9 protein-coding genes are annotated in these 10,693 nt (G+C 61.5%); 3 read left to right on the top strand and 6 right to left on the bottom strand.

Annotated elements, in window-relative coordinates; genetic code table 11:
- Positions 1–254 precede the first annotated feature (254 nt).
- Together NKI38_RS10220 and NKI38_RS10215 are read left to right on the top strand one after the other, a co-directional pair.
- Entirely contained in the window at positions 255–662 is a 408-nt protein-coding gene (locus NKI38_RS10220; protein WP_352656991.1) for a hypothetical protein, read from the top strand.
- Positions 659–2,896, top strand: a complete 2,238-nt coding sequence (locus tag NKI38_RS10215) for a relaxase/mobilization nuclease domain-containing protein (RefSeq protein ID WP_352656989.1) — start codon at positions 659–661, stop codon at positions 2,894–2,896. The genes NKI38_RS10220 and NKI38_RS10215 overlap by 4 nt, the downstream gene beginning before the upstream one ends.
- 450 nt (positions 2,897–3,346) lie before the next feature.
- Here NKI38_RS10215 and NKI38_RS10205 read toward each other — a convergent pair whose 3' ends face one another.
- Both NKI38_RS10205 and NKI38_RS10200 read right to left on the bottom strand, forming a co-directional pair.
- Positions 3,347–4,498: an NADPH:quinone reductase gene (locus NKI38_RS10205; RefSeq protein ID WP_352656986.1), complete on the bottom strand. Its 1,152-nt coding sequence runs from the start codon at positions 4,496–4,498 to the stop codon at positions 3,347–3,349.
- Positions 4,499–4,573: 75 nt separating this feature from the next.
- On the bottom strand, positions 4,574–5,062 hold the full coding sequence (locus NKI38_RS10200; protein WP_352656984.1) for a YybH family protein: 489 nt from the start codon (positions 5,060–5,062) through the stop codon (positions 4,574–4,576).
- Positions 5,063–5,190: 128 nt separating this feature from the next.
- Between NKI38_RS10200 and NKI38_RS10195 the strand changes: the two genes are divergently transcribed.
- Positions 5,191–6,090 (top strand): LysR family transcriptional regulator, encoded by a 900-nt coding sequence (locus NKI38_RS10195; protein WP_352656983.1) that lies wholly within the window; start codon positions 5,191–5,193, stop codon positions 6,088–6,090.
- Positions 6,091–6,161: 71 nt separating this feature from the next.
- Here the strand turns inward: NKI38_RS10195 and NKI38_RS10190 are convergent, their stop codons facing one another.
- The 4 genes from NKI38_RS10190 to NKI38_RS10175 form a co-directional block, all read right to left on the bottom strand.
- Complete coding sequence (locus tag NKI38_RS10190; RefSeq protein WP_352656980.1) at positions 6,162–6,599, bottom strand: nuclear transport factor 2 family protein; 438 nt, start codon at positions 6,597–6,599, stop codon at positions 6,162–6,164.
- Between the two features lie 78 nt (positions 6,600–6,677).
- The gene (locus NKI38_RS10185) at positions 6,678–7,661 is read right to left on the bottom strand and encodes a VOC family protein (RefSeq protein ID WP_352656978.1); all 984 of its coding nucleotides are present in this window, start codon (positions 7,659–7,661) and stop codon (positions 6,678–6,680) included.
- A 60-nt stretch (positions 7,662–7,721) separates the two neighbouring features.
- A complete protein-coding gene (locus tag NKI38_RS10180) occupies positions 7,722–9,521 on the bottom strand; it encodes an FAD-dependent oxidoreductase (protein ID WP_352656976.1) in 1,800 nt (599 codons plus the stop codon).
- Positions 9,522–9,580: 59 nt separating this feature from the next.
- Entirely contained in the window at positions 9,581–10,438 is an 858-nt protein-coding gene (locus NKI38_RS10175) for a fumarylacetoacetate hydrolase family protein (RefSeq protein ID WP_352656974.1), read from the bottom strand.
- Positions 10,439–10,693 lie beyond the last annotated feature (255 nt).

The following is a 10,693-nucleotide window of genomic DNA, read 5'->3' as shown; positions in this document are numbered from 1 at the left end:
TGAAATGTTTTTCATTCCCTTGTTTAGGGAACGTTTCGCCCGCGCTGGGCTGGTGAGAAGACGCGCGACCTGAAATGTTTTTCATTCCCTTGTTTAGGGAACGTTTCGCCCGCGCTGGGCTGGTGAGAAGACGCGCGACCTGAAATGTTTTTCATTCCCTTGTTTGCTATTGGCAGGATAGCCTATGTTGTGATACACACAAAGTAGGCGGCGCGGCCTTCTCGGGCCTTAGCGCCCGCAAGCGGGCTTGAGAGATGGATGCAGACGCCCAGAAAGCAGCGGTTAAGAGTGCGTCACGACGCTATGGTGAGGTGACGCACATCCGGTTTTCGGGGGACGAGCTGGCTAACCTCAAAGCCATTTCGGAGCGGGACGGCATAACCGTCAGCGAGGTCGTGCGGCGTCTAGTGCGGGCAGAGGTCGGGCATCTGCCCATCGCGTCAGAGGCGTTGCGGCCGGCGATCGTGGACATGACCGACCAGCTGCGGCGTGTCGGCGTCAATTTCAATCAGGCCGTGCGCACGATGAGCGACGGCCGTGTTGCCCACGATGAGGATCTTGAACAGGCGCTGGTCGCCGTGGGCAACCTGGTGCGGCAGTTTCGCGAGGAACTGAAGGCGATGACTGGCGGGTCACGCAAGGCGAGGGAGGTCAGGCCATGAGCGGTCGTCTTGCTGGCTACGCGGCCGAAATCGAACGCTATCTTCGAGGCGAGTCCGGCGTGAAGCGTGAGGAGCTGGACGACGACAAGTCCGTGACGGGCGCCCGACGCGAGGCCGGTGAATTCCAGGCGATGAAGAGTTATGAGGGGACCGGTGGCGGCGGACGCCTCGGGCAAGGACAAGCCGGCTCGGCGCTAGGTGGCGGCAGGAACGCCCCTCGTTCGTCGGCGGGAGGGACAGGACTGGCGGGGAGCTCCATGTCCAACAGGGCACCGACCGTTGTTGCGAGCTCGCCCAAGGCCGGTAGCGCGCCGATCATGGTCTATGGCGCCACGCTCGCCGGTTTCCGGCCGGAAGAGGAGGAGGAAGACTGGAAGCGGCGCGGCGGCGGTGGTGGCCGTGGCGCGGGTCGCGCGAGCGCTACAGGGCGAGCGGCGCGGGCGGGTTATCAGGCGCGGGCTGTGGCGGCGAGGGCAGGCTATGCGGCGGGTGCGCAGCCTGCCGTGTTCAAGGTCATGCCCAATCCTCCGTCGACCAGGGAAGCCGCCGCGCGGCTGCTCAATTACATTGGCAAGCGCGAGGACGAAAAAGGCGAGAAACACGACATCGAGATTTTCGATGAGGACGGGCAGGTCCTGGCGACAGGCGGCGCACGAAAGGCGTTCCTGGAAACGTTTTGCGAAACGTTCGAACCGCCCCTGGAAAATACCAATTTTATCGAAGTTCGTGTCGATCTCGCCGGCGAGGTCAGTGATGCCGGCTTGAGCGAGGCGTTGAACAAGGCCTTCGGTACGAAACCGTTCATCTATGCGCAGGACGGACAGACGGTGGAGGTTTACGCGCACACCGATGAGCGGGCTGGACCGCTCGCCAAGGTCCTGGCCGGTGGTCGGGAGAATTCGCGCACCAAGGCGCTCGACAAGATCGAGGCGCGGTTGTCTGAAGCCATGGGCGCGGCGGGGGTGGTCGCCAAGGCAGAAATAACGGCGGCCGTCAGCCGTGAACCCAAGGCGAAATATTTCCTGCAGAAGTTCATTCGCACCCACAGCCAAGTCCGCCATGGAAATGGCGAGCCCGTGCCTGGGGTGAAGAACTCCACGAAGGCTGCGGCTTCAGTCTATGAACAATGGCGCCCGCAGTTTTCGGGGCGTGAGCGCCGCAATGCCTATCACCTGCTTTTCTCGGCAAGGGCCGGCACCGATGCCAACGCCGTCATGGCCGCGGCGCGCGCCGTGCTCGAGGAGCGAGCGCCAGGATACAAGTTCGTCCTGGCGCATCACAAGGATACTAAGCACGTCCATATCCATGCGATGGTGCAGGCGCGCTCTGCCGACGGCGAGCGCCTGAAATTCTACAAGCCAGATCTGATCGCCTGGCGCGAGAGCTTTGCGGAAAAAGCACGCGAGAACGGCATTGCGATGGTGGCGACGCGCCGCATGGATCATGCGATGACGCGGCCATTCACGAAGGAGCATGCCGGAGCCTACAGCCGCGCCCAGAGCGATCCGCGCTACCAGGTCAGCGCCAGGACAATCGAGCGAGTGGAGTCCAAGCGGCAACGCCGCTTGGACAGGCAATCCCTTGTCGTGAACGGCGATGCAATCGCTGCCGCATGGCAAAAGACTGTGACGACGATGCGGACCGCGGGCATAGTCGGTCAGGCTCTCACGGCAGCGGAGTCGATCGGCAACAATTTTCTCCGGTTCCGTCGCGATCGGGCAGGTGAGGGGCAACCAGGTCCTGACGCGGGTCGCGGAGTTGATCAATCGGGGCAGAAGTCTTTCCTGTCCCATCCCGGTATGAGAGAATTGAATGCACTGATAGGAGATTTGGACATGGCGCAAACCCCCTTGGAAATGCGGCGTCAGATGGCCCGCGTCAATCAGGCTCTGGACAACATGCGCGAGACGCTGCCGCCGGCGCATCGAGGACAGTTCGAACAGTATCATGAAGAGGTCAACGACAAGATGCACGACCGTCTGGCGCGGCTGCAATTCGAGCGGCAGCAGCAGCGTCGTGGTGGTGGCGGTGAGGAGCCAATCCCCGAGCGCGAGGCGCGAGGGCGAGACCTCCCAACTCGGGACGATCCCCGCCAGCCGGTTGAGCCGCACACAGGCACCGAGCAGGAGAAGGTGAGAGCCAAGCAGAAGGACGCCAACAAACAGAAGGCGCGGCAGTCGGAAGAGCAGGATCGGAAGACCCAGCGCTCAAACGATAACGACTACGAGCGCTGAGCAAAGATAGCTACTTGCCTTCTCAAGCGGGTAGGAGAGTGGAGGGAAGGCCAGCCGTAGCTGTCCATGCGGGTCAGTTTCAGCCAGACGTTCAAGCTGGCCGACCACATGAAGATTTTGAGAGCTACCTTGATAATGGCCTGCTCGCCATCGACATCATCCGAGAGATTCCCAAAGAGCTGAAGCCGCGTCGCATCAGCATCGGTTCACGCCGAAAGTCAGCAAGCAGATCGGCTGCTCTTGGGAAACACGGGATAGGCTTCACTTCCTCTCCCGGTCGCTCGCACGCCAGCTGCGACACAACTCGGAGGATTTCTGGAGATACCGGCTGAAGAATGGAGGCTTTTTGCGGGTTTCTGATGGTTAGAGGACCCGCCCGGTATGTACGGCGAAGTTGCCGGCAAACTGTATAGGGTTATTCGGGATCCGTGTCGCAATCGCAAATTCTGTTCAGGGCTTGTTCGTTGCGAAATTTTGCTGGCCAAGTTGGACAAGCACACGTCCACCCGCGCCTTGTTCGACGAGTTCGTGGGCATATGCGATTTCGCTGAGCGGAAATCGTGCCGCGATGTTCACACGCAACGATCCGTCTACCAGCGCGTCGGTCAATTCGCTGGCGGCCTGCGCTTTGACCGATGGCGTAAAATCGTCGCTGCCGAGCAATCGCAGCGTAACGTCGGCGAAGCCAAGCTGCCAGTACGGGATTGCCGGGCGATCCAGGGATGAATAGTAGGAACTGATCACCCCACCGACCGCGATGACCGCGGCGTCGACCTCGATGTGGAACGCGAGGTCGACCTCCGCAATGCGATGGACGCCATCGGGGGCTGCCTGGCGGATCCGGGCGACAAGATCCGGGTCATCGGCGAGGAACGCATGATGCGCGCCGATGTCGCCGGCCGCCTTCAACTGTGCCTGGTTACGGACAATCGCGATGACTTGGGCCCCATCTCGGCGGGCCAGTTGTACGGCGATCGAGCCAACGCCGCCGGCTGCGCTGTGAACGAGTACGCTAAGGCCCGCGACGGACCCGTCGGCGAAGACGGCCCTATGTGCGGTGATCCCAGCGATCCCCAGACATGCGGCCTGCTCCGCGAGGTCCTGTTCGCTTGCAACGAGCGACGAGGAAGGCAAGGGCACTGCGAACTCCGCAGGCACCACAACCAATTCGGCCGCCGTCCCGAACGGCCGATAGGATTGGGCGCCATAGCACCAGGCGCGCTGGCCGATGCGGTCTGGTGACACGCCCGCGCCGACGGCGTCGATGACGCCGGCGCCGTCGCTGTGCGGAATCACCCGGGCATAGCGCATCGGCGCGCCCTGCCAGCCGGATCGTTTCTTCATATCGCCGGGATTTATCCCCGATACGGCCAGGCGAATACGAACTTCACCATCGGTTGGCTCGGGAGCAGTCATCTCCCCGACCACAAGCACGTCTCGGGCGGAGCCTTGCTTTTCATACCATGCCGCACGCATCGTCGTTCCTCGCGAAGTAGTGTTTCGTTTGGCGGTGAAAGGGCACACTGCCGAATTGAGGCGAGCGGCGGAGTTTTCCACGCGGGCATCAGCGACGATCCGTGTCTGATCGTCGACGATGATCAACCGACCTGCATCGACCTCGAAAAAGGATGCCCGTCCACAACGAGGCTTGCTAAGCCACCGAAAGTCTCCCGACGATCAGCGTTGCGCTGGCGGAAGCGTGGAAGAAAAGCTGTAGCGGGCGAGCTTCCACGTCCCGACCTCCTTGTGCAACACAAACAGTTCCTGATTGTGCGACGGAACCTCGTTGCCGGTGGCGTGGATCTTCATGGTGCCAGTGGATGTCGTTCGCAAAAACGCCCATTCGTTCGAAAGAACCTGCACCTCGTCGATCTGGAAATGGAGGTTGAGATCGATCGCCTGGAACGTTGCACCGTAGAATTGCTCGACTGCCTTGATGCCCACGACGGTTGGGGTCTCTTGCGGCATCAACACACTGTCGTCCGTGTAAAGCTTCACGACAGCCTTGACGTCGGAGTTGTTGAGCGCCTGCTCGTAGCTTTGAAGCTGCTGGGTTATGGTGGCTTTGACCGGTTCGTCCGACTTGGCTGGCGCCGCCAGCACGAGCAGAGGAAGCGCTGCGAGCGCCAGCGCTGCCGGGTTCTTGCGAAAGATTATAGACATCATTCTCTCCTGTTGCCGCTCGCCCGAGAACACTTCCCGTTTGCGGATATCGGCAAACTTAATCCGCTCACGGATGGTGCGATATCCACGCGTATGGTAATATCCCTCTCATATCTGATAGGAACTCGGCCATGGACTTAAATGCCGTGCAGATGTTCGTGAGTGTCGTGCAGGCCGGCAGCCTGTCGGCCACCGCGCAGCGGACGGGCATTCCGCTGCCGACGCTCAGCCGCCGGATCCGCGAACTCGAGCGGGAACTGAAGGTGCAACTGCTCGAGCGCTCCGTTCGAGGTACCCGGCTGACAGACGCCGGAACGCGTTTGTATGAGCATGCGATCAGAGGGGTCGAGGCATTCGTCGAGGCCGAACAGGCGGTCAGGAGCGACCAGGCGCGTCTAAGGGGACGACTTCGGCTCTCCTTGCCGACGGCCTTCGAACCTTGGTGGGAACTGCTCGGCGCATTCCAGCGCCAACATCCCGACATTCAGCTCAGCGTGTACACCACCGACCGCCGGGTCGACCTCGTCCAGGATGGAATCGACGTCGCGTTGCGCGTTGGAGACGTCCTGCATGAGTCGATGGTGGCGCGGCGACTGCTCTCCTATCGCCACGGGCTGGTTGCCAGTCCCGCGCTGCTGGAGCGTTTGGGAACGCCCGATGATCCCGATGCACTGCACCGCTTTCCCTGCGCTACCTGGTGCCGGGACGCCAACACGCAAGGCATCTGGCGGCTCGGCGAGCATATCGTCGAGCCGAAGGCGGTGCTGACCACAAACGATTACCTGCAGCTTCGGGGCCGGGCGCTGGCCGGCGAGGTCGTCACGGAACTGCCTCCCTTCCTGGCCGCCGACCCCATACGGAGCGGCCAGCTATGCGCCGTGCTTGCCGACCACCCAATGCCGGACCAGCAGGTCAACCTGCTCTATCCTTCGCATCGGAATCCTTCCAGCATCGTCCGGGCCTACCTGGATTTCTGCCAGAGGCATCATGCTGCGCAGTTTCTTGTCTTTCCCGCTGCAAAAATTTCATGAACTGTGCGCGTACACGCAGAGCAGCGAGCCCGCTGGCCACACCGGGGTGAACCAACATCGGAGATTTGCTGTTACGCACTGATCCACGGGTAACGGGTGGTATCTTTCCCGGCATAATCTGGGTCGAGATAGATGGACACACGCTGGATCAGAAAATCGCGGATTTCGAACACGTCGCACCAACGGCCGGCCCCCCAGGCCGGATGGTCTGCCTCCCATGGTCCGTCGCGGTGTTCGCCGCTGCTTCTGCCCTCGATCACGATCGTGTCGGATCCGGAGAAGATGTAGTTGAAGTCCTGGCTGTGATGGCGGATCGACTTGAACGTCGCTCCGACATCGCCAAATAGCTCGCCGATTTCGCTACGGCCGTGGGCTACCCCCCACTTTGGGAAATAGACGACGGCGTCCTCGGCAAACAATTCCAGGAAAGGTCGCTCGTCCGAGGTGGAGCCACGATCGAGGGACTTCAGGTACTCAAGGGCTACCGACTTTCGCTGCTCGTCGGTCATTGTCGTGTGAACTATGCCCATAACGGCTCCTCCTTCAGGTTTCGGAAGTCTCAAGTCTGAAAACGTCTGGCCGCCTGTTCAGGCGGGCGGTCTGGCGTCCTGGTCCATCTCGTAATTGTGGACGAAGTCCGTTGGCGGCTGCGGCCCCCAAAAGGCGAGCCCGTCCTCGTCGGCGAAGTCGCGCGCATCCCAGAGATGGCCCTTGGGGATGTAATCGATGTCGCATGAGTACTCGGAGAAGCCACCCCACGGATCCTGTACGTAGTGGAAATAATTGGAACCGATGGTGTGGCGTCCGACACCCCAGCCGCGCTTGTAGCCCTTGTCGGCCATATAGAGCGCGCCGCGGCCGATGTCGTCGATGCTGCCGACATCCCATGAACAGTGATGCAGACCAGGGCCGCTGGAGCGGGCCAGCGCCAAGAGGTGATGGTCGGAACCGTGGACACCATGCATGAAGGCGACATTGCCGCCGGAATGATCGGAAAGCCGCAGCCCGAGCACTTTCTCGTAATAGCTGATGGCGCCGTGCACATCGCTGGTGAAGATCAGACAGTGCGCGAGCCGCGTCGGCAGGATCTGCTTCAGCTCGATATGACCGAGGCCGCTGCCGCGACGGCCGGCCGGGGCCGAATTGAAATAGGCCGCCGCCTTCTGGTCGGGTGAAGTCTTCAGGGCGACTTTGATCTCGATCAGAACGCCATCATGGCCGACGAACCACAGGCCGTTGGATTCGAAGCCCAGAGGTGCGTCGATCAACCGGATGCCGAGACCTTCGAGATGCGCCTTGAACCGTGGCAAATCCTCGGCGTAAGCGCCGAAGGACAGGTGCTGCATCTTGCGGCGCGGTCCTTCCACGACGTTCGCCCAGACATGATCGTTGCCGAACGTTCTAAGCGTCAGCGCGGATCCTTCTTCGCGGACATCCAGGCCGAAGGAGACGAAAAAGATCTGCGCCTGCTTGAGGCTGGGAACCTGCAGCACAAAGGTGTCGAGCGAATGAATCCCGAGTTCGCCGGCCTTGCTTGCCTCGACGAAGGATCCCGTTGCGATGCCGGTCATGGTTGCATCCTCTCAAGAGACAGGAGCCTGGGCTCCAATGTTGCGAAGAAGAGCGCGCGCCTAGTTCACGCTCTCGACAGTCCGTGCCTTCGTGCTTGCGAGGCGCCTGGAACGGCCCAGGATCTTGGCAAACACATCGACGAGCGCGCCCTGAGGAACCTGCAGTATCGTCGCTGCTCGCCATGCGACGTGCTGGTCGGGCCGCACCAGCACGCAGCCGTCTTCCTCGACCTCGCTTCGCCAGTACCAGTCAGCGTAGATGTCGAGCGCATCGCACCCCGAGGGTCCGATCGAAACGACGTCCACGGCCACGCCAAATCGCTTTTCAATTGTCGTCGCGGCGTCGCGCCACTCTTCGCCGCCGATCCCGGTCAGCAGGGTGAACCGCCCCTTGCCACACAGGTCCAGTGTCGACTTGCGGACGCGATCGTGCTCCACCCAGACGTGAGGCACGGTCGCACCCGGCCAGGTCGTCGCGTGGTAGTAGAGTTCGGGATCACGCACATAGGCGGGTTCGGGACTTCCATCCGAAACCACAGCGGCTGACCGATAGCGCTGATTGAGTTCGACGCCGTGCGTGTTGAACTCGTAGTTCTTCCTTGCGATGGCGTCGTTGAGTTTGCGCCGTCTGCCCTTGCCCTCGGCGGTCGCATCCTTGCGGCCCGCGATCGCGGCATTGACCTGTTCAGGGTCCGTCGACGCCAAAAGTCCCAACGCCTCGAAGATCGGCGGATAGTCCGCGATGCTCTTGTTGGCACGCGTCACGATCTGCTTGCCGATCGGCTGGCGCTCGACGCTGTACGTATCGAGCAAGGACTCGTCCGCCTTGTTGTCAAGCACGAGCTTCAATTTCCAAGCGAGGTTGTAGGCATCCTGGATCGACGTATTGGAACCAAGGCCGTTGAGCGGCGGATGGCGATGGACCGCGTCGCCCATGCAGAACACGCGTCCCTCGGAATAGCGGGTGGCGTAGACTTCATTGACCGTCCAGGTGGATGTGGAGCGAATTTTGATCGGCACATCGACGTCGCCGATCAGGTTGCGGACGATGGCTTCGGCCTTCTCCTCGGTCAGCTTCAACTCGCCGCCACTGATGTCGTAGCCCCAGATGGCGAGCCACTCATTCCACGGCCGCACCATCCGCAGAACGCCGGCGCCAATACCACCGATGTTGGCGCCCGGCTGGAGCACCCAATAGAGCACGCTCGGTCGATGCGCGACATAACGCGACAGATCCGCGTCGAACAGGATGTTCATGGAGCCTGAAAGTCCCATCTGGCCTTCCATCGGCAGACCGATCGCTTCGGCGACCTTGCTGCGGCCGCCGTCGGCGCCGATGAGATATTTGCAGCGGATCGGATATGTCTCGCCGGTAAGCCGGTCCTTGACCGTGGCGGTCACACCGTCCCCATCCTGAACGAGCTCGATGAACTCGGTGTTGAGCCGCAGCGCCGTGCCACGGCTGACCGCTGCCTCGAGCAGGATGGGCTCCATGAACGTTTGCGGCAGGTCGCAAATCTCGGTCGGGCTGGCGAGCTCATAGTCAGCTTTGCGCGCGGGATGATTGCCCCAGGATAGGATTCGGCCGAATTCCTCGCCCGTCAGGCTGTAGCAGAAGACGTTGTTCGCCATCAGGTGCTGGTGACTCGAAAACTGCTTCGCCTTGTGTTCGACGCCGAGATCACGCAGCACTTCCATCGTACGCTGGTTGGTGATGTGGGCGCGCGGCGTATCCGACAGCCAGCCGTATTTGGTGATCTGGACGTTCTTGACCCCGTAGCTCGACAGCAAGGCCGCAGCGGCCGAACCCGCCGGACCGCTACCGACCACAAGCACATCCGTCTCCAAGATCTGCGGCATCTTACTCCTCCCGATAGCCAACCCACGATATGGCTGCCGTCTCCTCGCGGCTTCGCAGGTCAGGCAGCAACGCCGATGACGCGCTTTTCGTCGATCACCGGATTGTGCAACAGTCCAATCCCTTCAATCTCGACTTCGCAGATATCGCCATGACGCATCAGCAAGCGCGGTGTACGCGCCCAGCCGATGCCGGCCGGCGTGCCGGTGACGATCACATCGCCCGGCGCAAGTGTGATCGCTTCGCTGACGACCGCGATCACCTCGGCAACGTCGAACAGCATGTCGTCGGTCGTTGCCGACTGGACGACGACCCCATTGAGGCGGGTTTCGAGGCGCAGCCCCTTGCCGCCAGCGGGCAGCTCATCGCTGGTTACAAAGACCGGGCCGAATGCGCCAGTTCCGTCGAAATTCTTGCCGACGGTCCATTGCGGCGACTTGAACTGATATTCGCGGACCGAGCCGTCGTTGAAGATCGAGTAGCCGGCGACATGCTCCAAGGCGCGCGCCCGCGAGATATGCCGTCCTCCCCGCCCGATGACGGCGACCATTTCTCCTTCGAAGTCGAGACTGTCGGAAACCAGCGGCCGGACAAGTGGCTGACCATGCCCGATCAGACTGGTGGCGAAGCGTGGAAACAGGGTCGGATAGTCAGGCTGCTCGTAGGGAGATTCCCTGGTGTGATCCGCATAGTTCAATCCGACGCAAATGATCTTGGCCGGATTGGCGATCGGCGGCAGGTAGGCGATCGAAGCTGGATCGACTACCGGCGCGTTGGCCAGCGCCTTGCCGACGCGCCGCAATTCATCGTCGCCCAGCGCGATCAACGCGCCGAGTTCCGTAGGGTGCTTGGCGCTGGACTTCAGGCTTCCGCGCAATTGTCCGCCGACCTCGACCGCGAGGCCGAATTCGTTGCCCATGCAAAAACCGACGAAGCGCAACTGGTTCACCTTCCCTGAGCGTATCGACCCTAAAACTACGACGAACGATGCAGGCCTACTTGTCCGTGGAAGCACCGGATTTTTGTCAGGCCGGAATTGACTTGGTGGTCGTCCGGGCTCTGGGCGCACGACAATCACGTTCGCACAGTGCGTGCGATCGCTGCGGCAGTTCCTTCCGGAACCACAAACAATGCCGTCTCGGCAAAGTCGCGGATGAACGCGCGTCTATGATAC

Origin of the sequence: Mesorhizobium sp. M0621, assembly GCF_040320745.1 — a bacterium.
Taxonomy (GTDB): Bacteria; Pseudomonadota; Alphaproteobacteria; order Rhizobiales; family Rhizobiaceae; genus Mesorhizobium.
Note: the sequence above shows the minus strand (reverse complement) of the source record. Positions and strands in the feature narration are given on the sequence as shown.

Excerpts from the sequence above, each read along its gene's own strand:
- NKI38_RS10220 (WP_352656991.1), top strand. The coding sequence starts at position 255 with ATGGATGCAGACGCCCAGAAAGCAGCGGTTAAGAGTGCGTCACGACGC.
- NKI38_RS10215 (WP_352656989.1), top strand. The coding sequence starts at position 659 with ATGAGCGGTCGTCTTGCTGGCTACGCGGCCGAAATCGAACGCTATCTT.
- NKI38_RS10200 (WP_352656984.1), bottom strand. The coding sequence starts at position 5,062 with ATGATGTCTATAATCTTTCGCAAGAACCCGGCAGCGCTGGCGCTCGCA.
- NKI38_RS10195 (WP_352656983.1), top strand. The coding sequence starts at position 5,191 with ATGGACTTAAATGCCGTGCAGATGTTCGTGAGTGTCGTGCAGGCCGGC.
- NKI38_RS10190 (WP_352656980.1), bottom strand. The coding sequence starts at position 6,599 with ATGACCGACGAGCAGCGAAAGTCGGTAGCCCTTGAGTACCTGAAGTCC.
- NKI38_RS10185 (WP_352656978.1), bottom strand. The coding sequence starts at position 7,661 with ATGACCGGCATCGCAACGGGATCCTTCGTCGAGGCAAGCAAGGCCGGC.
- NKI38_RS10180 (WP_352656976.1), bottom strand. The coding sequence starts at position 9,521 with ATGCCGCAGATCTTGGAGACGGATGTGCTTGTGGTCGGTAGCGGTCCG.
- NKI38_RS10175 (WP_352656974.1), bottom strand. The coding sequence starts at position 10,438 with ATGGGCAACGAATTCGGCCTCGCGGTCGAGGTCGGCGGACAATTGCGC.